The following is a 24,660-nucleotide window of genomic DNA, read 5'->3' on the forward strand; positions in this document are numbered from 1 at the left end:
AGTTAAAGGTTATTTAGTAACAGGAAGGAAGAAATTAATGAAAAGAAAGAGTTTAATCAGCTTAGTCTGTGTTGCTGTTCTTAGTCAGTATGGTTTAGCACCAGTAACTGCCTTAGCAACAGAAAATGATAAGACAGTAGCAACAATGCCTGAGGGGGAAGGGCTGACAGAGAATCCAATCTTAGATAGCTTGCCTGTACCAACGGCGGAGAGTACATCGGAGGAGGCTGCGGCTTCTGAACAGCCGACTGTATCAAGTGAAGCAACCCAAGAATCAACTACAGCTTCAGAAGAACCAGAAGAAGAAAAAACATTAAACTGGGAGTTCAAAGATCCGCAGCAAGCTTTAACTGCTGAAAATGATTTCACTTTAAAAATAAAAGGAACCCAACCGGTCGCAAAGATCAAGCTGCCTGAAGGGATCGCCTATGACGAAGAACAGAACGTGGAAGAACTTCGTCCGCTAATCAGCTTCGATGATAAGACGAGAGAATTAACGCTAACAAAAATCGATGAATACGAAGAAATCGAATTAACCTTAACTGCTGAAAAAGCCGGCGAATACGAACTGCAAATGACGAATGACGCTCAAGAAGATATGGGCGATAAATTAAAATTTGCCGTAGCTGAAAAAGCAGAAGAGTCTAAGGAAGAACCAAAAGAAGAAACAAAAGACTCAGAGAAAAAAGAAGAAACAACAAAAGAAGAGACGAAAAAGGAAAATAAGAAGCAAACACGTGCCGGGACAGCCGATCCTCGTGTGAATATGTCGATCTCTTCTGATCCAGCAACAGAGATTACATCTGCAAGTCAGCGGATCATCTATGCAACAACGTTTTCTCACACTGATGCGACGAAAACAATTAACAAAGGGAAAATTGTTATTACGATTGAAAATGGACAATTCAAAGATTACCCAGAAGCATCAGATTATGTGACTTTAAAGAAATCTACTCTTAGTCAAGATGGAAAAACTATTACATTGGAATTGACAGATGGTTTTGCATCAGGAAATTATGAGTCGTATTCTTACAGCGCGTATCCTTCTGTCGGAATTTACTCAAACGAAGAAATAAAAGTTAAAAGTACTTTCTCTGGGGAGTTTTCTGGAGAATCAACTACTTTTGAAAATGTAGCAGATAGAAATGTTAAGATTACTGCGAATGGTGTCGGAAATGTTGTGCCCGGAACTGGCAGTTGGACTATTCCAACACCTCATACAATAGAGTTATACTCGAATTCTCTATTTCAGTATGCTTTTGGATTAATCAATGTTAAAAAGGATGAAGGATTTAAAAATTTACGAGTCAAAGTTCATTTCTCAGACAAAGACAAAATTGCGTGGTTTAAACGTCTTAAAGATGATTATGGACTACATTATCAAGGTGGTGGTAGTCTTACTAAAAAGTTCACTGCTGAAATGATTGAAGAAGTTGATGATCAAACCCTAATTTTAAATATTGGTGAAATTAATCCAGAGGATATTTCAAAAGTATATGTAATGCTTGATGCAACTGTACCAGCAGGTACGGTGGATGAAGATGATTTTACAGTTGATGTGACTATGATGGATGAAAATACTGATATATTATCAACAACAATTACTTATGATGTTTTTGGTGATCAAACTGATTTAACATTTAAAACTGGTAAGGATAGTAATGGGAATCAAGTAGCTTTAGGTCAAAACTTCATAAGTACCTATACAACGACAGGAATAAGTACGAGTGAAATTTCTGATTATTCTATTACAGTAGATGTTCCTGATGCTGTTTCACCAAGGAGATTGTTGGGCGGAATTACAGAAGCAGGGAAAAAGAATGTTGATAGAGTAGAATACTATGACGGTACTAATTGGATAGAAATTTCTGGTGATGAAAATAATAATTTCGAGTTGCCAGACACGAAGATTGAGAAAATAAAAGTTCATTATGTAACCGTTCAAGGAAAGGTTATAAATTATCAACCATTCAGAATCCAATGGCAGGTGAAAGAGGATGCAATTGTTGGATCAAACTTTATTTTGAAAAACTCTATTCAGTATACAGATTGGCAAGGTACTGTTCAAACGCCTGATGTTTCTGCCCAAGACCTAAGCTATGAGATCATTAATTCTCCAAATCAACAAGCCAATAAAGCAACCGTTTTTCAATACAATAAAACGGCTGATTTTGATAAGGCATCCGTAATGTCTGGAGATACTTTCCGAATGAATTATCGTTTTGGAGCCGTTTCTGGAGAAATTAAAAATCCTTATATTTTTGTCAAACTACCTAAAGGAATAAAAGTAAATACTAAGTCTAATACTATCCAATATCCAAATTCAGGAAATATTGCCTATTACGCTGCTCCAATTTTTGGGAAAACGATAACACCAATTTCTCAAGCTAATAATACTGGGTCTTTCGAAGGTGCAGATGGGAATATGGTTTATTACTATAAAGCTGATGATACTTCATTGACATGTGATGATTTTCTTCAAATGCTTTTTATTGAGAATGAATATATTATTGAAAACATTAAGTCAGGTATCTATGAAGTCGAAGTCGGTATGGGCTCATTAGCGGAAAATTATGATGATGTGACACTTAATAGTGGTTATGGAACAGCGAAACTTTCTGCTGAAATGCAAGCTAAACTTGGCTCGACAGCATCTACTTATTACTCGAAGAAAACAAAACTAACAGTTGGTAAAATCGATAAAGTTACTACCAGTGTTGCAGTTAAGGGTAGTGAGGATGCAGCATGGTTAGACTCTTCCAAAACAGGGAAAGTCGTACCAGGGAAAAAAGTTTCATATCGTGTAACACTTAAGAATGAAGGAACTGAAAATTACTCGAATGTACAATTAGTCAACATTTTGCCGTATGTAGGAGACACTTTAGTAGGAAGTCCTACATCAAGGGGATCACAATTCCAGATCAATCCAGATAGTGGCGGGGTCGCAGTTAAGTACAATGGCGGCGTTGCTGCTGGAGTGACATTGGAATATGCGATGTCGAATAATCCAGTTCGTTTTAATACAACAAATGGAGCTGCGATTGGTACTGATAATTGGACCGGAACAGTTTCAGACTTTTCACAAGTACGTGCCATTCGTGTAAGTGCACCGTTTGTTACGTTAAAACCTGGTGATGAAATTTCGATTGAGTATAGCGGAGTCGTGGTATTAGATGCGAGCAGACCTGTTAATCCAGGAGATAGCTTTGTAGCTAACAACAGTGTGGCTTATCGTTTCCAAACAGACGAGGGTGAGCTTCGTGTTGGGGAACCAGCAGTATCTAAAGTTGAGACAGTTAAAGCTGAAAAAGATGGGCTTGTCTCTGGTAATGTCTATATTGACTTGGATAAAGATGGCAGCAAAGGCGGCAATGAGCCGGGATTGAACCAAGTGCAATTTGAACTCTTCAAGAAAGATGGCAGCAAATTTGTTTCAACTGGTTTGACAAGTGAGTCTTCATCCAACTTAGCAGGAGAAAAAGGTATCTTTGGTTTCACTGATTTGGAATACGGTACCTATAAGGTGAAAGTAACATTGCCTTCAAGCAAAGGGGCGGCGTTCATCACTACCGGAACGGATAAAGTAGAAAAGATTGACGATACAACTGCATGGGTTATGAAAAATGGCGCTACTGAGTTCACAATTGATGATCTGGATATTAGTTCAGGTAGTAATAAAGTTGATGATTTGAGTGTAGCATTGTTTGTTCACACACCGTTAAATGGAACAATCAGTTTCAAGAATAAAGACGGCGATGTAGTAGCAAGTGATTACGGGAAAGGCTTCAAGGTTGAGCTTTATAAAGGAAGCGCTCAGATTGCTGAGACAACGTCTAAAGCAAACGGTACCTTTGCCTTTGAGGACTTAACCATTGGTAGCACAGATAGTTATAAAGTGAAAATCACGATGCCAAGCGGTAAGACCTTCGTCTTTACGACAGATAATTCGGCTGGAGAAATTACGATCGATATGGAACCAGGAATTGGTACCAAAGATGCGACAGACCTATTTATCACGGATACCGATATGCCAACTGCTAATATTGCACTTGATAATGGACGCGGCACCGGCAAGGATGTCAATCCAGATTCAATTACTTTGACTGCGGCTGATAAGACGACTTCAATCTCAACGGATTGGGCAATCAAAAAAGGCGGAGCAGTTGAATATTCTGGTACGTCTACAGATGGCACGATCTCATTGCAAGATCAAATCAATTATCTGATCGGTGATAAGAAGGCTGGCGACTATACAGTAGAGATGACTGTCACTGACTTTGCGGGTAACGAAACAAAGGTTACCAAGAACTTCAGTATTAAGTATGGAACTGTAAAGTATGTTTCTGAAGGAGCAGAGCATGCGACTGAAAAAGACCTACTATTATATGTAGACAAATTGACGAAACCTGCGACTGATCCGACAAAAGCCGGTTATGTCTTCGATAAATGGGTGAAAGCTTCTGATAAATCTGAGTGGAACTTCTCTACAGGAGCGATCTCAGAAGAAAACCTTGTATTAGAAGCAACCTTTAAAGCAGCGGAACAAAAAATTAGATTTGATGTCAATGGCGGAGATGTATCAACTACACCACCAGATATCGGAAAAAATACTGGCGATACGGTTGATTTAAGCAAAGTGACAAAACCAACTCGCACAGGCTACACCTTCAATCATTGGTATAGACAAGGCGATGCAGGCAAGACAAATGTCGGAGCTTCGGTCGTGATGCCAGTAGGTGGTATGACGTTAGTAGCAGATTGGTCAGCTAACAGCTATGAAGTCTCGTTTGATAAAAATGATGGTACAGGTACGATGGCTGATCAAAGCTTTAAATATGATACAGCCCAAAACCTGACAGCCAATACCTTTACGAGAGAGGGTTACAGCTTCCAAGGCTGGGCAATGTCTAAGGACGGAGCCAAGAAATATGATGATAAAGAGAGCGTTAAGAACTTAACTGCGACAAAAGATGGGGCTGTTACTTTGTTTGCTGTGTGGGCAGCGACAGAGCAGACGATTACTTTTGATGTGAACGGCGGACTTGAATCAAGCAAACCGGCGCCAATCAAAGGAGATACAGACAGTACGATCGATTTGAAAGATGTCAAAAAACCAACACGTACCGGATATACCTTCAATCATTGGTATAAACAAGGCGATGCAGGTAAAGCGGATGTCGGCAACTCAGTGAAGATGCCAGCCAAAGGCATGACGCTAGTAGCAGAATGGACAGCTAACAGTTATACAGTAACCTTTGATAAAAACGAAGGTACTGGTACAATGGCAGCCCAAAACTTCAAATACGATACAGCCCAAAACTTGACTGCTAACAAGTTCACTCGTGATGGCTACAGTTTCCAAGGCTGGTCAACAACTAAAACTGGTTCCGTCGAACATACAGATGGAAAATCAGTGAAGAACTTGACTGCTGATGCGGACGGTTCGGTAACATTGTATGCGATCTGGAAAGCAGATAACCAAGTGATCCAGTTTGATGTGAATGGCGGAGATATTACTTCAAAACCAGCAAACATCAGCGGCGACACTGATAGTACAGTTGATTTGAAGGATGTCAAAGCACCAACACGTACGGGTTATACCTTCAAACATTGGTATAAATCAGATGATGCAGGTAAAGCAGATGTCGGCAACTCAGTGAAAATGCCAGCCAAAGGTATGACGCTAGTAGCAGAATGGACAGCTAACAGTTATACAGTGACGTTTGATAAGAATGACGGCACTGGAACGATGGCGGATCAAAGCTTCAAGTACGATACAGCCCAAAACTTGACTACTAACAAGTTTACTCGTGAGGGTTACAGCTTCCAAGGCTGGTCAACAACTAAGACAGGCGCAGCAGCTCATTCAGATGGGGCTTCAGTGAAGAACTTGACAGCTGATAAGGATGGCTCAGTAACGTTGTATGCGATCTGGAAAGCAGATAGCCAAGTGATCCAATTTGATGTGAATGGCGGAGATATTACTTCAAAACCAGCAAACATTAGCGGCGACACTGATAGTACAGTTGATTTGAAGGATGTCAAAGCACCAACACGCACAGGTTATACCTTTAAGCATTGGTATAAACAAGGCGATGCAGGTAAAACGGATGTCGGCAACTCAGTGAAGATGCCGGCGAAGGGTATGACACTAGTAGCAGAATGGACAGCTAACAGCTATACAGTGACGTTTGATAAGAATGCCGGCACTGGAACGATGGCGGATCAAAGCTTCAAGTATGATACAGCCCAAAACTTAAGTGCTAACAAGTTCACTCGTGAGGGTTACAGCTTCCAAGGTTGGTCAACGACTAAATCTGGAGCGGTAGTGTATGTGGATAGTGCTTCTGCGAAGAACTTGACAGCTGATAAGGATGGCTCAGTAACGTTGTATGCGATCTGGAAAGCAGATAGTCAAGTGATTCAATTTGATGTGAATGGCGGAGATATTGCATCGAAACCAGGAAATATCAGCGGCGACACTGATAGTACAGTTGATTTGAAAGATGTCAAAGCACCAACTCGTAAAGGCTATACCTTCAAGCATTGGTACAAATCAGATGATGCAGGTAAAGCAGATGTCGGCAACTCAGTGAAGATGCCAGCCAAAGGTATGACCTTAGTGGCCGAATGGGAAGCAAACAGCTACACAGTAAACTTCCATAATAATACGGGAACTGGCACCATGACAGCCCAAAGCTTTAAGTATGATGAAGCGAAGAAATTAACGAAGAACACCTTCACGAAAGAAGGGTACAACTTTGTTGGCTGGTCAACCACAGCAAATGGCGCGTCTGCTTATACTGACGAAGCGTTAGTGACGAACTTGACTGATATGAAGGATGGTTCATTTGACCTATACGCACTGTGGTCAGCGGATGCTCAAGTAATCCAGTTTGATGTCAATGGCGGCGATGTTACATCGAAACCAGCAAATATCGATGGAAATACAGATGATACAATCGATTTGAAGGACGTCAAAGCACCAACGCGTACGGGTTATACCTTCAAGCATTGGTATAAATCAGACGATGCAGGTAAAGCAGATGTCGGCAACTCAGTGAAAATGCCAGCGAAAGGCATGACGCTAGTTGCCCAATGGGAGGCTAACAGTTATACAGTAACCTTTGATAAAAACGAAGGTACTGGCACAATGGCGGAACAAAACTTCAAATACGATACAGCCAAAAATTTGAGTGCTAACAAGTTCACTCGCGCTGGCTACAGTTTCCAAGGCTGGTCAACGAAGAATACTGGAACAGTGATGTATGCTGAGGGAGCTTCAGTAAGTAATCTGACAGACGAAAAAGATGGAACTGTGACACTTTACGCCATCTGGAAAGCAGATAGCCAAGCGATTCAATTTGATGTGAACGGCGGCGACGTTGCATCGAAGCCGGCGAACATTGATGCTGACACAGATAGTACTGTTGATTTGAAGGATGTCAAAGCACCGACACGTACGGGCTATACCTTCAAGCATTGGTACAAACAAGGAGATGCTGACAAGAAAAATGTTGGTACTTCAGTGAAAATGCCAGCAAATGGTATGACCTTAGTGGCCGAATGGGAAGCCAACAGCTACTCAGTGAAATTCCACAATAATACCGGTACTGGTACAATGACGGATCAAAGCTTCAAGTATGACGAAAGCAAGAAGCTGACTAAGAACAGCTTTACGAAAGCTGGTTATACATTTGACGGTTGGGCAACTGCTGCAAATGCGGCTTCTGCTTATACTGATGAACAGTCTGTTTCGAATCTAACGGATAAGAAAGATGACACATTTGATCTATACGCCATTTGGTCAGCAGATGCTCAAGTAATCCAGTTTGATGTCAATGGCGGCGATGTTTCATCAAAACCAGCAAATATCAATGGGAATACTGATGAGACAATCGATTTGAAGGATGTCAAAGCACCAACGCGTACGGGTTATACCTTCAAACATTGGTATAAATCAGATGATGCAGGTAAAGCAGATGTCGGCAACTCAGTGAAAATGCCGACGAAGGGTATGACGTTAGTAGCCGAGTGGGAAGCGAACACTTATAAAGTGAAGTTCAACGCTAATGGCGGAACGGAAACAATGAATGACCAAAACTTTGTATATGATAAAGGTCAAGCACTAACTGAAAACAAATTCAAACGTGCGGGTTATACTTTCGCAGGCTGGTCAACGACAGCAACTGGTACAGCTAGTTATGCAGATAAAGCAACCGTTTCAAACTTGACTGCGACCGATAAAGAAGTTGTTGAGCTATTCGCAGTTTGGACAGCGGACAATCAAACGATTCAATTCGATGTCAATGGTGGTGCGGATTCCAGCAAGCCAGCAGATATCGTTGCAGGTACGGACAGCAATGTCGATCTATCAAAAGTCAAAGCGCCAACTCGCAAAGGGTATACCTTCAATCACTGGTACAAAAAAGATGATGCGGCGAAGACCGCAGTAACTGGTACGATTACAATGCCAGTCGGAGGCATGATCTTAGTAGCTGATTGGAAAGCCAATGACTACAAAGTGAAATTTGATGCCAACGAAGGTACTGGTACTATGGCTGATCAAGACTTTGTTTACGATACTGAGCAAAAATTAACAGCAAATGCTTTTGATCGTACGAACTATGACTTTGTCGGCTGGTCAACAACGAAGACTGGCAAAGTTGAATTTGCTGACGGAGAAGCTGTTAAGAATCTGACAGATGAAGCAGATGGCAGCAAAACGCTTTATGCAGTCTGGAAGATCCAAGAACGCGTAATCTCTTTTGATGTGAATGGCGGAGATGGATCAACTCAACCGGCAGATATTCAAAAAGAAATCGGTGAAAAAGTAAATCTTGATGATGTGACTGCACCGACTCGTGAAGGCTACAGCTTCGCTCATTGGTATAAGAAGGATGACGCGGCGAAGACAGCGGTAACTGGAATGATCACAATGCCAGACACCAACATGGTGCTCGTTGCGGCATGGAACGCGAACCACTACAAGGTAACGTTCGATGCGAACGGCGGAACAGGAACGATGAAGGATCAGGCCTTTGTCTATGATACAGCGCAAGAGTTGACTGGAAATACCTTTGAACGTAAAAACTACGACTTCATCGGTTGGGCAACTGAAAAAGACGGCGTAGTAACTTATTACGATAAGGAATCTGTCAATAACTTGACGACTAAGGACAGCGATACGATTACCCTTTATGCAATTTGGGAGAAGAAAGCTGCTCTTCCAGTCATCAAGGCGAATAATATCGTCATGACGACTAAGCAAGTAGACGACTATACAAAAGCAAACACTTTAGAACGTAAAATCGCTGAACTTGCGGACGCGAAGGTAGTGGATGACAATACGAGCGATGTGATCGCGACACATGAAAAAGTTTCGATTGATCATTCAAATGTCGTGAGTAAAACAGGTGTCTACAAGGCACATGTCTCTTACGAAACGAAAGCACGTGCACTGGTAGAATCGAAAGAGATTGATGTGACAGTTATCGATCCAACGACGACGCAAAAAATCACGTTTGACGTGAACGGCGGCGACGAGAAGACTAAACCAGCAGACATCAGTGCTAAAGTTGGAACGACAGTGAGCTTGAAGGATGTCAAAGCACCAACGAGATCAGGCTACAGCTTCACTGGCTGGTACAATGGTGAAACGAAAGTCGGCGATACTGTTGAAATGCCTGAAAAGGGTATGACGCTCGTTGCTCATTGGACGAAGAATGACGGCAGTACTGGCAACGGCGATGGAAGCAATACTTCAGGTTCTAGAACCACCACAAACTATGGTGGCGGAGGAACTTCTGCAAGCGGAAAGAATCTACCGCAAACCAATGACACTTCATCTATCGGATTGTCACTGGCAGGTATGATGTTAGCAGTTCTAGCGTTCTTTGGACTTAAAAAGAAAAAAGACGAAGAATCTGAGACCGAATCGAAGTAACAAATAATTAGCATATACAGAATCACTGGCTTAGCGAAATCCTCCTGCTAAGTCGGGTGATTCTGTTGTGCTATCTAATAAATGACCTGTAATGGTGTTGCTCAATTAAAAAAGATGGGAACATGGACAAATGAAAAAAATTTTATTGGTAGATGATTCAGCTGAATTTTGCAGCTTCATGCAGGAATTCTTGGAAACCCATGGTTTTGATGTGATCACTGCACAAGACCCATTGGAAGGCATCACACTCTTCCGCAAATCAATGGTGGATCTGGTGATCACGGATTTGAAAATGGGGGAGATCGACGGGATTCAATTTATGACCTTGATCCAAGAATCCTATCCCGAGGCCAAGGTCATTATTTTGACCAGCTCGGAAAGTGAAGAGGATGAATTTCGCAGCTTGGATCTTAAAGCAGATGAGTATCTAAAAAAAGGCACTTCCTTAAAAATCATCTTGAAGCGGATCATGCGTGTCTTGGAACAGGAAAATAAGGATTCCGAAGAGGTGCTGTTTAGTAAACGCGAGGGATTGACCATCAAGAAACGAACCAGGCAGGTCTATAAAGACAATGAGCTGATTGTACTAACGAGGAAAGAGTACGATTTATTGGTGATGTTTTTGCGGAATAAGAACCGCGTATTATCTCGTGAAGTTATCTTCCGCAGTGTCTGGAATAAGGAGAGCCAACTAGTAGATTCACGAGTGATCGCGACGCATATCAAACAAATTCGTGCCAAGCTGTCACTGACTAGTCTCTATAATATTAGAGGTGTTGGTTATGAATGGGCTGAGTAATCGCAGGTTTAAACTAGTCGTCGGATTGTACGGATTCTTTATAGCGGTTATTGTACTGCTTTTCCTGTGTTTTCCAATGATTTACAATCATGTAGAAAAGCAGCGACAAGATCAAAAAATGGAACAAGTTGAAACAATCTTAAAAGAGAATAAACAGCTTTCTGAGCGGTTAGCAGACGCAGCGAAGGATTCAACAGTGGAACTGTTGGTCTTAAAGCAGCAGCGATTGGTCTATGAATCCTTGCCTTTACAAGGAAAACTAGCTGATCTGAAGCAGTTTGTCCGTAAAGAAAATTTGGTTTTTCAAAGAACGTATCAATACAAGGGCTACACGATTTGGCTGGCTTTTTATCCGCAAAAAATTCAAAAGCGCTTTAATCAGTTGGTTATCTTTATTTGTCTGTTGATCACGGCACTTGTGCTATTGATGATTTTAGTGATCTATTACATCTATCATGAGCTTTTGGAACCGTTGAAGAAGCTGCGAACAAGTATCTTAGCACTGAAGAAATTTAATTTTGATCAGGCGATTTTGATTACAGAGTTTAAAGATGAAAAAGGCTTATTAGCCGACCTGAGTACTTTTTCTAAAGAATTGAAGACGAATATGGACGAGATCGGCACGAAATTCACTGATCTGGAGCTGCAGCTGCAAGCAGAACAAGATTTAAACGCCTATAAAAAGAAGTTAATCAACTCTTTGATCCATGATCTCAAAACACCGCTGAGTATCATGATTATGTCAGTGGAGCTTCTACTGGAAAATGAACGGCTGCCCGAAGCGGTCAAAAATCAATTAAGTGAGCTGCTCAAGCGGCAGAATACGACATTGACGAATATCAATGATATTTTGAAGGCATCGAATCAGCAGTTGGAGATTGTGACGGACGAACCGATCGATTTGATCCCGATCATTCGCCAGACTTTAGATCATTTCCAAGTACTGATGAAAAACAAAGGACTGTTTGGCGACATTAATATGCCTCAGCGTGTCACACTGAAAATGTCTCAGATCGAAGCAGAGCAATTGCTCCATAATATCCTTTCAAACGTGATCAATTATTCTCCGGCAAATGAAGAGTTCACGCTTGATGTCGATGAGCAGGAAGATCAACTAATCCTGACGGTCGCAAATGAGGTCGATGATCTTAGTCAAATTGACTTTGGGCATGTCTTTGATTTGTTTTATCATTCCCAAACAGCTAAAAATGAGTTTAGCACCGGATTAGGCATGTATACGATCGCGGCGATCGTGCAGCGCAATAAGGGAACTTATTCATTTTATCCTCATGAAGGAAAAGCGTACTTAACGATCACATTGCCGATAAAGGGTGAGACGTTATGAAAAAATTAGCGCTGCTTCTTATCCTATTACTGACAATGATCCCGCTAAAAGCTTTTTCTGAAACCGAACTGCCGACAGAACCAGGAACTTATCCGGCCGAGGCGAGCTATATCGAAGATGGCAAAAAGTTGCAAAAAACCGTCTATGTTACCGTAAAAGGTGAAGATACCGTGATAGTTGGCAACATCGCTATCGATGCAAAGTCATTTGTACTGACTCCACAGCAGGTAAAAAGGATCACTGAAAAAAAAGCGATCAACTATAGCGAAGCGAAGGCTTGGAGTACAATCGACGGAACGGAACGAATCATTCGTGGAGTGGACTTATCGGAACTCCAGCCGATCGAAGGTGTTTACGATGTCACCTTTTCAACGGCAGGAGGAATTTCAAAAACAGTCAATGCGACTGTTGGCGAAGCTCTGTTGGGAAATCGTGATTTCAATAGTTATGATGATTCATTTGAAGCAAGTTACTGGCGAGTATTATTGGCAATTAGCATTTTCCTAGCAGTAATCTTAGCGACACCATTGTTGATCGTACTCTTTTCATCCAGAAACATCGTCCAAATCGTCCAAGAACTGACAGACTTTTTCTCAAGGTAATTTTTTTTAGACTGAGACTTCAAATAAATTCAAAAAAATCTATCTTATATTCAGAGTGAGGATGTCAGCGAAGAATAAATAAACGCATGGGAATTTCCCCATGCGTTTATTTTGCATATTCAACTATTTCTGCAAAGCTGCTCGTGTAACGGAGTCGATCACAAACTCGGCGCCGTTTAAGGCATAGACACCTTGGATATCGCCGGTATTTAAGGCGGCGATGGCTTCATTTGAAAAGTGCAGGGCACTTGTCTCGAAGTGGATCGTTTTCTTACCATCAGTGACACGGAAGGTTTTTGTCTCTGCTTGGTTGATTAACTCAAATTGAGTCGGCAATGTATCGAGCTCGCCTAATTTTTCTTCGACGATGAGATCCTCGACTTTTTGATAACGAGTAACGACCAGCTTGCGGCTTTCCTCGCTGACTAAAAGTGCAGCAAAATGGGTGTTATTGATTAGGCTGACGATACCAAAAGCGCCATCTTTTAAAGCACTTTTTTCATCGACGTTGACAGTAAAGGCTTCGGCGTGTTCGGTTTGTCGAACTCCGAGAAAAGCTGGTGTGGCTTCTTGCGCGATCGTCGTCGTGTTGCCTTTTAGTGTCAGCTTTCCATTTTCTAAGAGCCTCTCCTGATTCAATGGAGCCCGCAGGCTGAGCCATTCTGGATTTAAGTCGGGTGCCTCGAAGCGGTCAGTGAAGCTGGCAATTTGTTGTTTATTGGTCAGTGCGGCTTGATGTTCTGGATAATTGTTCAAGTCAACTGTCTCACTTGGTACGCCAGTGTAGATTTCCGGCCATTCATCTTTCCAAATTACGGGATATAGCAGTGTTTCTCTGCCTAAATTCGTAATTTGCTTGAAGCCGACAGCAGCGGGGCGAGTGCCAAGACAGGTTAACCACCAATTTCCCTTGGTATCTTGAAAAAGGTCCGCGTGACCGATATTTTGTAACGGCTCATCGGCGCGATCGCGATTTGTAAAGAGGGGATTGATCGTCTGATTGTCTTCATAGGGTCCCCACAGGTTATCGGATTTGAACATCGTGATCATATGTCCGACGCCTGTTCCGCCTTCTGCCGCTAACAAATAGTAGGCATTTTTTTGTTTAAGGATGTGCGGACCTTCGACATCACGACCGCCAGTCCCAAAGCTGATGACTTCTGGACCGCGGAGGATTTCTCCGGTGGTTAAATTAATTTCGGCCATTTGAATGGCTTTGGTTCCTTGATCGTCGATATAGCCCGTGAAGGTCACATAAGTCCGACCGTTTTCCTGATAAAGATCAGGATCAATTCCCATAATGTCGATTTCAATACGTTGCTTTTCCCAAAGGATCTCTCCATTTGAGGTTAGGCTTCCTTTAATAATGAAGTTTTTGAACTCTGCAAAATTCGTAGTGATCACATAAAAATGTCCATCAAAGTAGCGGATACACACAGCAAAGATTCCTTCATTGGATTTTGCTGGGGTTAGATCGGCTTGCTCTTTTTGAGTAACGACACTGGTAAGTTTGGTCCAGTTCAGCAAATCGGTACTTTTACTTAAAGCGATCCCTGGATAATATTCAAAGGTGCTATTGACTAAATAATAAGTGTCTTCTACTAAAACAATACTGGGATCGGGATACATCCCGCGTAAAATCGGGTTTTGATAATGGGTTACCATATGGCATGCTCCTTTTTGAAAATGTCGTAAACGGCGCGAACATCGGCTAGATTTAATTCTGCTGTCTTTGCAAAGGTTTTGAATGCTGCTTTGAATTCCGCGTTCGTTCCAATGGCGATAGGCAAGGCACCGCTGACACTAATAGCAGTGATGCCGGCGATTGAATCCTCGATTCCGACACATTCTGCCGGTTCGAGGTCCAGGGCCTTGGCCGCTGCTAAGAAAATATCCGGCGCGGGTTTTCCTTGGGCTACTTTACTAGGATCGGCAATTGCATCGAAAGCGTCTGTCAATTGAAGCTTGTCTAAAATGGCTGGACCATTCAAACTGGCCGAGGCTAAAGCCAGCTTTACCTCATTTTCTTTTAGCTCCGCAATAAATTCGCTAATGCCTGGCAAAATATTTCTTGGCGATAGATCCTTCAAGGAAGCAAGGTACAGCTCGTTCTTTTCTATTAATAGCTGTTGGAACATACTGTCTGAAACACCAACGTCTAAGTGATCCAGAATCACCTGCAGCGAGTCGCCGCGGCTGACGCCTTTGGTCTGTTCTTCTAAATAGTCAGGCAGTTCAGCAGCAAAATAATTATTCGCTAGTTTTTGCCACGCCTGAAAATGCAGGGAGGAGGTGTCGGCGATGACACCATCTAGGTCAAATAAAGCCCCTTTAAACAACGGCAACAGCCTCCCGTTCACTTAAAATCGGTGTCTCGGCCAAAACCTCGTTGATTTTTGCTAAATTTTCAGGTGAGATTTGAATAAATGGCAATAGGGTATTCAGCTTGGTCAAGGACATCGTTCCTAGTCCGCCTTGAATTGCGGCGGGATCGTTTCTGAAGAAGTCTAAGACAGGATCGATTTCATCAATTTTTTTGACTAACAGCTTATCTGCCATGATTTCCGCTGCCGGTGTTTCGCTCGTATAGTGCTCAACATAATTTTCACTTGGAATGTAGCTGATCGCATAGGTGCCGCAGGTAAGAGTGAACTTGCCGCCGATTTTCTGCTGATTATTTACAGTAACAGGAACATTTTCAGCTCTTGGCAAATCAACGTTCACGGTAATGCCAAACGGCACAGTCAGGTTGATCTTGATCGTATGCTCTGAATCCGCTTCGATCTGTGATTGAACAGCCAGCTTTCCATAAGGAGTGTCGAAATGCCCTTTTATCTGCTTCAAGCGATAATCGAAGAGTGGGGCGAAGGTTGCCTTTTGATAACCCGGAGCATCGCTTTGAATTCCTAACAAATAATTATATGCCCACTCCATAATGGCGCCAAAGCTGTAATGGTTCAGCGAATTCATTCCTTCTGGATTCATGGAGCCGTCTGCCTCTACTGAATTCCAGCGCTCCCAAATCGTTGTCGCACCAAGATTAACTGCATACAGCCAGCTCGGGAAATCCTCCAAAAGAAAAATCTTGGTAGCCAATTTATGATAGCCGTAGCGCGATAAGACTTGGCAGATAAACGGTGTGCCGACAAAACCAGTCGTCAAATGATCGTTATCCTTTTTCAAGCGAGCAACTAAATCCTTGGCGACACGCGCTTGTTGGGTTTCTGGGATCAGCTCAAAATGCAGCGCAAGTGCGTAGGCAGTCTGTGTGTCAATTGCTAAACGACCATTGGCAGTGATGTATTCCTCCAGAATCGCCTGTTTAATCTGTTGGGCCTGTTGGCGGTAATGAGCGGCATCCGCCGGAAAATCTAGGATATCTGCGGTGTTCGCTACGATAATACTAGAATAATAATAATAAACCGACGCGATGAAATCTTCCTCGGTTTTTCCAGTAGGCAATGCCGGATTTTCGCCATCCAGCGCTAACCAATCACCGAACTGGAAGGTTCCCGTCCATAGCTGATCACTGCTGCTATTTTGGCGAATCCATTCTACCCAGCTCTTCATGGCTGGGTAATTCTGGCGCAGAATCGCTGGATCACCATAAATCTGGTACATATTCCACGGAATAATGGTAGCCGCATCGCCCCAAACCGCTGCACCGCCGTCTGGATTTCCCATCGCGGGTGCGTACATCGGCACCATACCATCGTGCAGGGCCTGCTCCACAGCAATATCCTTAGCGTACTTTTTAAAGAAAGGGAAGACATTCATATTTAAGGCCGCGGTATTTGAGAATACTTCCGCGTCACCCGTCCAGCCCAACCGTTCATCTCGTTGCGGACAATCGGTGGGAATGTCTAAGAAATTGCTTTTTTGCCCCCAAAGAACATTTTGGAAGAAGCGATTGACCTTCGGATTGGTTGTTTCGATGGTACCAGTCGTCGGCATCTCTGAATAAAGCACCGCTGCTTGGAAATCCTCTGGTTTCAAGTTCTGTGTGTTTCCTTCAACTTTGACATAGCGATAGCCGTAGAAGGTAAAGTGGGGACGAACCCATTTTTCTTCGCCATCAGAAATATAAACAAATGCCGCTCGTGCTTCCCGTAGGTTGTCGCGATAGAAGTTCTCTTCCTGTAAAATTTCGCCCATTTGAAAAACTAGCTTGGTGCCTTTTGGTTCCCGATTATAAAACTCTAACCAGCCAGCATGGTTTTGACCGAAATCAAGGACATGTTCATCCGCTGGGGTGTGAAGGATTTCTTGGACAGGAAGTCGCTCCATGATTTTTACAGGCAGGCTTAAACGATCCTGTAATAGACGCTTGTCTTGGTCCAAGATCATGACAGGCTGCCAATTTTCCGGCAGGATCGTATCATCCAAATCCTCACCATAATAAATCTCAGACTTCGTTGTCTTCCCGCTAGTCGTAAGCCACGTTTGGTCAGTCGGAATGATTTCGCGACGCCCATCTTCGTATTCCAAATGGTATTCAGCAATAATGCGGTGATGATCGCCATAGATATTTGCCATTCCGCCGTCAAATCCCAGAGTTCCTTTGTACCAGCCATCGCCTGTTGAAACCAACAACTCGTGCTTTTCGGCTGTATTGAAGGCTTCCGTCACATCATAGGTTTGTACTTGGAGCCATTGGTCATACGCTGTTACACCAGGTGTCAAATACTCGTCTCCGACTTTTTCACCATCAATATAGGTCTCGTAAACACCTAGACCAGTGATATATAAGCGGGCCTGCTTCACTTTTGTATCAAGAGTGATTTCTTTTTTGAAGAGGGTGTTTTGAATCGTTTTGTCCGAATGAGCGATCCAATCGGCTTCAAATACTTCATTCATTTTTCCGGTTTCAAAAAAAGTCGTTCCGGTTACTTGGTTTTGATTTTGGTCTTCAAGGGTAACTTTGACTTGATAACGAGTTCGAGGACTCAGCACTAACGGCACTTCAAAATAATTCGTGTCAAAGGGCAGCTTTTCTGTCTGATAAACAGGCTGATCAGGATGTTCGGTCCAAATCGTCAGCTGTTTGGTTAACTGAATGAACTGATCGGCTGCTACAACGAAATCAATTCGCAGATCGTCTAGCTGAAAACCGATGGGTTCGGTCATGTGATTGATTAAAATGCTCGAGATATTCATTTTTACGCTCCTTTTTATAGTTTGGTGGTAAAATCGCCGCAGAATGGATCAACTGGACTGATGCCTTCGAATGCTTCAGCACCGGTCATTTTACGGATCACCGCCGCGATACTTTCTTTATTGCCAGTGTAGGTATTGATATAAGTAGAGATCGCCGGAACATCAAACAAGTGATACGGATTCGCGGTTGAGATAAAGACAGTTGGGATCGACTTCATGAACCACGGAGCATCGGCAGCCATTAAATGAATCCAGTCCAAACGGGTCGTCGTCTGATTGCTGGCGGTTTCGATGTTGGCGATGTATAGTGCCAGATCAAATTTTTCTTCCATTTCGGCTACGCCTTCTTCAAAAATCTCATGAAAGTCCAGGCGGCTGCGATCATACAAGGTGACTTCAAAACCAAGTGATTCCAATTGTTTCTGGAAGTGGTCCGTGACTTTTCCGCCTTCTTTAAAGCCGCCATCGTCTGAGTCTCCAAGGACTACCATACGAATGCGGGGATAGCGTTCAACGGTTAATGGTAAGAGCTGGTCGCGATCTTTGACTAGTGTGACTGATTTTTTAGCCGCCGCCGCTGTTTTTTCCGCGTGTTCCGCTAAGTTTAGCTCAAGGGAAGCAGATAGTTCTTTTAGATCGAATAAGCCATGAGCCATTTTGGTACCAAGAATTCGTAAAACGGCTTCTTCAATCCGTTCCATTTCCAGTGTGCCATCAGCTACCGCTTGTTTAATAAAAGCATAATCCTCATCAATATTTTTATTAAACAGGATCATATCGACGCCAGCGTTGATAGTGGCCGGCAACAGTTTTTCGCGCGGCATGATCGCGTTATAGCCCAGCATTGGGGTGGCATCAGTGATGGTCAAGCCGTTGAAGCCTAAAGTTTCTCGCAATAAGCCGTCAATCAATAATTTTGAAGCCGAAGCTGGTTTTAACTCAGCGTCCGCGATTTCCGGCATCAGCTTGCGTTCCCAAGCCGGCTGGAAGATATGACCGATCATGATGCTGGCGATGCCTTGTTCGATAAAGGTTTGATAAATTTTGCCGTAAGAAGCCATCCAATCCTCAGCAGAAAGTGAATTGACCGAGCTCAGTAAATGCTGATCCCGTTCGTCGACACCATCACCGGGGAAGTGCTTGATCACTGGCAGAATTTGATTTTCCTGAAGTCCTTTAATCTGCGCTTCCGCCATTTGGATCACGCGTTCCTGATCGCTGCCGAAGGTCCGAGTATTCGTAATTGGGTTGCGGAAATTTTTGTCGATATCCACGATCGGGGAAAAGGACATATTGCAGCCAACCTGTGCCGCTTCTTCTCCGGCAACATTTCCCAACTCATAGGCATGGCTGTAATCATCGGTCGCCGCGATCTGTAACGGCATACCGAACCAGGTACCTTCGGAAATGATCCCATTGCCGCCGGATTCTAAGTTGGCAGAAAAGAATAGCGGAGTGTCGCTTGCTTCTTGAGCAGCGGCGAGTTCGCGTTTGATTTTCTCAGCGGGGGCAGGGCGATACATCATCCCGCCAGGACGATAGGTTTTGATAAACTTCTTGATATCTACCTGATCCTCGTCTTGACCGATCACAAAAAAGAGCTGACCGATTTTTTCTTCAAGGGACATTGCCTGCACCTTGTCTTGCAGCTGTTGAATTTGTTCTGGCGTTAAATTGTAAGGTTTTTTCGTAAGATCTAACATAAATGATAAGCCTCCATAAATTTATATATACTTGTTCACGCTTTCATTCTAGCTTGGAAAAAGTGGAGATACTATTGCGAAAAAACATCTGCGGTGTGTCCATTTCACTGCTCCTTTCATTTCGCAGCAATCTGTGCTTGCTTGAATAAATCATTCATGAGATAGTTTAGGCGAAGCGGCAAATGAAGATAATAGAAAAAAACGACTTATAAGAAGGAAACCTATAAATAATCAACTTTTTAGCCAGTAGAAGGAATATTTAGAAAGGAGAAAAATCAATGGAGGCGGAAATTCTAAAAATATTGCAGGAAAAAAATCACCCTCGGGATTGGGAGGCGCTGGGCCCGGAAATGCGGCCAAGACGATCAGGTATGTTGAAAAACGAGCCGGTTTATGAATTCTTTCATACGTTGGATGATTCGCTGGAGGTTAACTTGCAGTCTATCGCGATCTCTGTGCAGCCGGTGAAATCCTACATTCCTTATCATGTTCATAACTATGTCGAAATGATCGTTCCGATTGTGGGAGAGTGTACGGTCATCACTAAAAATGACCGGTTGGAGCTGCAGCAAAATGATTTGATCATCATCGGAAATCATACGATTCATCGAGTGGAGCCGATCAGTGAAGAGAGCATCGTGATCAATCTGACACTAAAAGACACGGCGTTCACGTTAAACGATTATCATTTTATGTACGAGGACCGTGTAACAAAAAAAGTCTCATCATTATTATTTTCGCTGCTTTCAAATGAAACCCAAGGGGAAAATATTTATCGGCTGTTTCGGACCCATCAGGATGGGAAGATTCAGACATTGCTGGGGGATATTATTCAAGAATATTATCATCCCGATACCCAATCAAATCAGATCATTCGGCTAGAGCTGTTGACTTTATTTGCGCGGCTGATCCGCTCTGCGGCCAATGAACAGGAAATGATCGCTAGTGAGGATGATGCTTCAGTTAATCTGCTTTCGCTGCTTTTGTATATCGAAAAGAATTACGCCCAGATCACTCTTGAGGAAATGGCGCAGCACTTTGGCTTTAATCCGAATTATTTATCTTCCTATTTGAAAAAGCACACTGGCCTTACGTTTATCAAGCTAGTTCATCTGCAACGGGTAAATGTTGCCGCCGAATATTTGACCTACACCAATGCGCCAATCGAACAGATCGCATTGAAGGTGGGCTATGAGAATCCGTCGTATTTCTATAAAATGTTCCGGAAAAACTTAAAAATTTTGCCAACAGAGTACCGAGAAAAATATTCGATCCACGCGAAAAAACCGATTGAGTGATCAATCGGTTTTTTACTATAAAGTAAGTATAAAATTTTCAGATGAATAAATCGCTTTGTAGCGGGTATATCCATGTCTGGCTTCACGAACTAGCTTTTCTACACAACGGTGTGACCCAGCCAGTTGCTGCTAAATTAGCATTAAGCAGAACTAGCATATCGGCAATAAGCAAAAATATTTCGAAATTTGAGAAGCAATTTAGAAAGATTTTGGTCTTATTGCTGTGAGACACAGCGATTGGTTTTTGGAGCTGATGTGGAACAGTACCTACTTGGTGCTCAAAAGCTGAGCGAGTTCGCGAAGCCTTTATTAGAGCTTAAACCTTTGTCGATATTGATTTGGCGAGAGTCCCGTTTGCTTTTTAAAATAATGATAGAAGTAAGCTTCGCTGGAAAAGCCTAAACGTTCCGCGATTAATTGAATGGTCAAGTCCGTAGTGTTCAACAGCTGCTGGGCCTTTTGCGTACGAATCATCTGGGCATAGCCGGCAATGGTCATTTTGGTTTGGCGCTTTAACAGCCGATTCAGGTATTCCGCATTGTAATGAAGGGCTGCTTCGATCTCTTTGCGTGAAATATTGCCAAAACGGCTTTCGATCAAATGAGTGACACGATTGACGAGATAGGCTTCCTTAGATAAATCCAAGTCGATTTGCTGGAGCGAGAATAAATTGGTATTTTCCAGCGCATCTAATAATCGTAAAATCAATCCCCGCTGAAAGTAGGTCCGGCCGATTTTTGCAGTGGCAACCTCCAGCTGCAGCGAGTCGAGAATGATATGAAAACCAGCGCTCTGCTGCGGCAGACAAGGGGTCAATTCAATATAGCTGCGTTTCCACTGGGAGTCTGATTGGAGATTCTGTCGCAGAAATTGAAAAATCGGTCCCTCGCCGCAATCATTCATAAATAATTCCTGTAATAAAGCGGGCGATAAATTTAGAAAGACCACACTGCAGCCGTCAGAAAGAATTTCTCGATGCAGAATCTGCGTATTCAGTAAACAGCCTTCACCTGCCCGGAAAAGATATTCCTTATCCTCGATAAAATTAGTCAATTCCCCATTCAAGACATACATCAATTCAAAATTTTGATTTTTATGCAGCGCTTGATATTCTTCATCCTCAAAAGCAACGATCTCGCCATCTTGGACTTTTGTGTAAAGCACTTTTTCGCCAATTTTTTGTTTATAAAAGATCGCAATCGGCGAGTAGGTCGTAATTTGCGGAACTTCTGTATTTGCCGCATGAAGCTTGGAAAAAGGATCGTTTGACATAAGACACCTCCAAAAGGTTGGGAAAATGCAGGAAACGTTTTCTCAAAGTTGGTATTTTTCATTATATCACAGAGCAAGACTGCCTAGAATGAGGGTATGAAAGGGAGGAAAGCTGATGCGAACAACAAAAAGCTTAAATCAAGAATGGAAATTTCATTATGGAGAAATCGGTTCTCCCAATAAGACAGCTAAAAAAGCACATGCCTTAGGCGGCTTAACGGCACCAATAACAGGAGAGTCAGGCGAGCCCGTTAATTATGGAGCAGGAGGTGAACATTTCTTAAAGTTGATTGCTCAAGGTAACCTTCAACAGGGCTTGAAAAATTTGGCTGGGACAGTGCTTGATGCTGCATTAGATCAAAGCTGGCAAAGGGTCAATCTTCCTCATGATTGGAAAATCAGCCAACCCTATGTGCAAGATCCAGCACTTTTGATGTCAGGCTCAAAAGAAGAAGGGATCGGATATTATCGCAAGACCTTCAGCTTAGCAGAGGAGCTGATTGGTCAGCAGAGAGTTATCCTGCATTTTGAGGGCGTGATGCGTTCGGCAGATGTATGGTTGAACGGTGCGTATCTAGGAAATAATAATAGCGGCTACACCAGCTTTTCTTTCGATATTACTGAGATGGCGAGATACGGGGATGAAGGGATTAATGCCTTACTCGTTCGTGTCGATACGACAACAGGTGCTGAAGGCTGGTGGTATGAAGGCGCAGGAATTTATAAAAATGTGTGGTTGGAACTGGTACCGTTAACGGCACTCGATCGCGAGGGTGCCTATATCTATACTAAGGAGCTGCGGCCGGATTATGCCTTGATGGGCGCGGAGCTCAGTGTAGAAAATAATTCGCAGGATCTAGTTGAGGCAGCTCCGACGATTACCATTAATGATCAGGTGATCCAGTTTGATCAACAGGTGATACCACCATATGAGAAACGGACATTTAAACAAGAGTTCAGACTTTCTGCACCGATTCTCTGGTCGCCTGAGGAGCCCCATCTGTATGAAGCCATTTTTCACATCCCTACTGATGAATGTCGGAAAAAATTTGGTGTCAGAACCTTTGCTTATGATACAAACGGCTTTTACTTAAATGGCGCATCCTATGAATTACGCGGTGTGTGCGAGCATCAAGATTTTGCTGGAGTAGGAGTAGCGCTGAATCAAGACTTAGTAGATTATAAGGTGAAAATGATGAAGGCGATGGGGGTCAATGCTTGGCGCAGTGCGCATCACTTTGCTTCAGAAGAATTACTGGAGGCTTGTGATCGGTTAGGGATCATTTTGATGAATGAAAACCGGCTGTTGGAAAGCACGCCTTGGCGGATCGCTGATTTAGAAAAAATGGTCATCAAAAGTCGAATGCACGCTTCCGTTGGCTTTTGGTCTGTTGCGAACGAAGAGATCATCGGCAACACTGCATTAGGCAGTCGAATCGCTGAACGATTAGTACAAACGATCAAACGGAATAACTATGAAAGCTTGGTTGTTTCTGCCGAACTGCTGAATCCTGAAGGCAAGGTCGATACAAACTATCTGACCAACTATGATGTCCTCGGGGTCAATTATCCTGAAGCGGATGCAATGGGACCGGGGGCAATCAAGATCAAGGAAAATCACCCAGAGCTGCCGATCATGAGTACAGAAAGTGCTTCTTACTTTTCGACCCGCGGAATCTATCGGGACAATGAGGAAAATTGTCAGTGTTCAAATCTTGGTTCAATGTTTTCTATGATCTTACCTGGAAAACGCCAGCCGGGAGATCCAGGTGTAGGCGGGACTGCTCGACCAGAAAAGGTGATGGCCTATTTGACCAAGCATTCCTATATGGGCGGTGTTTTTCTATGGACGGCCTTTGATTATTATGGCGAGCCCTCCCCATTTGGCTGGCCAGCGATCTCCTCGCAATTTGGGATTGCGGACTTATGCGGCTTTCCAAAGGATTATTACTATTACTATCAAGCAACATGGTGTGAAGAACCCGTAGTTCATCTGCTGCCTCATTGGAACGAAGAAGGATTGGACATTGATGCAAACGGTCGTGTATCCGTTCGAGTTTTCAGCAATGCGAGTGAAGTAGAGCTTTTCGTCAATGAAAAAAGCTATGGCAAAAAGACAGTTGAAGCACACATAGCGAACTGGGAGGTTCCCTATCAAGCTGGGAAATTAAAAGCATTGGCTTACAAAAATACCCGCGCCGTCGCTGAAGCTAGTCATGAAACTAGTTCTGTGATTCAAACGGTTAAAAGTGAACGAATTTTTGCCGGCAGGGAATACGACCTTTATAAACTAATGGCGTTGGACAAGCAGCAGCGATTTGTTCCAACCGCCTGTGAACAGGTAGCCGTAAGTGTCGAAAACGGAGAAATTGTTGGTCTGGCTAATGGCGATCCTGCCAATCATGATGCCTACAGCCTGACAAATGTTCGATTGTTTCAAGGGCAGGCCTTAGTCATTGTGCGGGCAGAAAAAGAGGTTGGATTAAAAGCAGAGATTCAAGCATAAAAAAGCAGACAGAAAAAGACCACCTATGAAAA

11 protein-coding genes are annotated in these 24,660 nt (G+C 43.0%); 6 read left to right on the forward strand and 5 right to left on the reverse strand.

The window, feature by feature from the left end; translation table 11 throughout:
- The first annotated feature begins 37 nt into the window (after nt 1-37).
- The 4 genes from A5875_RS23335 to A5875_RS16955 all read left to right on the forward strand — a co-directional run bounded on the left by A5875_RS23335 (nt 38) and on the right by A5875_RS16955 (nt 12,692).
- Complete coding sequence (locus A5875_RS23335; RefSeq protein ID WP_141108357.1) at nt 38-9,946, forward strand: InlB B-repeat-containing protein; 9,909 nt, start codon at nt 38-40, stop codon at nt 9,944-9,946.
- Between the two features lie 130 nt (nt 9,947-10,076).
- The gene (locus tag A5875_RS16945) at nt 10,077-10,745 is read left to right on the forward strand and encodes a response regulator transcription factor (RefSeq protein ID WP_088934785.1); all 669 of its coding nucleotides are present in this window, start codon (nt 10,077-10,079) and stop codon (nt 10,743-10,745) included.
- A complete protein-coding gene (locus A5875_RS16950) occupies nt 10,729-12,090 on the forward strand; it encodes a sensor histidine kinase (RefSeq protein WP_088934786.1) in 1,362 nt (453 codons plus the stop codon). Before A5875_RS16945 ends, A5875_RS16950 begins: the two co-directional genes overlap by 17 nt.
- Nucleotides 12,087-12,692 carry a hypothetical protein gene (locus tag A5875_RS16955; protein WP_088934787.1) on the forward strand — a complete coding sequence of 202 codons (606 nt, stop codon included), beginning with the start codon at nt 12,087-12,089 and terminating at the stop codon, nt 12,690-12,692. Before A5875_RS16950 ends, A5875_RS16955 begins: the two co-directional genes overlap by 4 nt.
- Nucleotides 12,693-12,815: 123 nt before the next feature.
- On the opposite strand, the gene A5875_RS16960 is transcribed toward A5875_RS16955, so the two are convergent.
- From A5875_RS16960 to A5875_RS16975, 4 genes are read right to left on the reverse strand one after another with little or no spacing between them, the layout of a single operon-like run.
- Nucleotides 12,816-14,357: a glycoside hydrolase family 43 protein gene (locus tag A5875_RS16960; RefSeq protein WP_088934788.1), complete on the reverse strand. Its 1,542-nt coding sequence runs from the start codon at nt 14,355-14,357 to the stop codon at nt 12,816-12,818.
- Entirely contained in the window at nt 14,351-15,031 is a 681-nt protein-coding gene (gene pgmB / locus A5875_RS16965; protein ID WP_088934789.1) for a beta-phosphoglucomutase, read from the reverse strand. Before pgmB ends, A5875_RS16960 begins: the two co-directional genes overlap by 7 nt.
- Nucleotides 15,024-17,849: an alpha-L-rhamnosidase gene (locus A5875_RS16970; protein WP_088934790.1), complete on the reverse strand. Its 2,826-nt coding sequence runs from the start codon at nt 17,847-17,849 to the stop codon at nt 15,024-15,026. Before A5875_RS16970 ends, pgmB begins: the two co-directional genes overlap by 8 nt.
- Nucleotides 17,850-17,863: 14 nt before the next feature.
- Nucleotides 17,864-19,552, reverse strand: a complete 1,689-nt coding sequence (locus A5875_RS16975; protein ID WP_088934791.1) for a glycoside hydrolase family 3 protein — start codon at nt 19,550-19,552, stop codon at nt 17,864-17,866.
- A 278-nt stretch (nt 19,553-19,830) separates the two neighbouring features.
- Between A5875_RS16975 and A5875_RS16980 the strand changes: the two genes are divergently transcribed.
- Entirely contained in the window at nt 19,831-20,850 is a 1,020-nt protein-coding gene (locus A5875_RS16980; protein WP_088934792.1) for an AraC family transcriptional regulator, read from the forward strand.
- A 309-nt stretch (nt 20,851-21,159) separates the two neighbouring features.
- Here the strand turns inward: A5875_RS16980 and A5875_RS16985 are convergent, their stop codons facing one another.
- Nucleotides 21,160-22,122, reverse strand: a complete 963-nt coding sequence (locus A5875_RS16985; protein ID WP_088934793.1) for an AraC family transcriptional regulator — start codon at nt 22,120-22,122, stop codon at nt 21,160-21,162.
- A gap of 115 nt (nt 22,123-22,237) precedes the next feature.
- On the opposite strand from A5875_RS16985, the gene A5875_RS16990 reads away from it, so the two are divergent.
- Nucleotides 22,238-24,628, forward strand: coding sequence for a sugar-binding domain-containing protein (locus tag A5875_RS16990; RefSeq protein WP_088934794.1), 2,391 nt, complete (start codon nt 22,238-22,240; stop codon nt 24,626-24,628).
- The last annotated feature ends 32 nt before the right edge of the window (nt 24,629-24,660 follow it).

Origin of the sequence: Enterococcus sp. 3H8_DIV0648 (genome assembly GCF_002140655.1) — a bacterium.
In the GTDB taxonomy this organism is placed as follows: domain Bacteria; phylum Bacillota; class Bacilli; order Lactobacillales; family Enterococcaceae; genus Enterococcus_A; species Enterococcus_A hulanensis.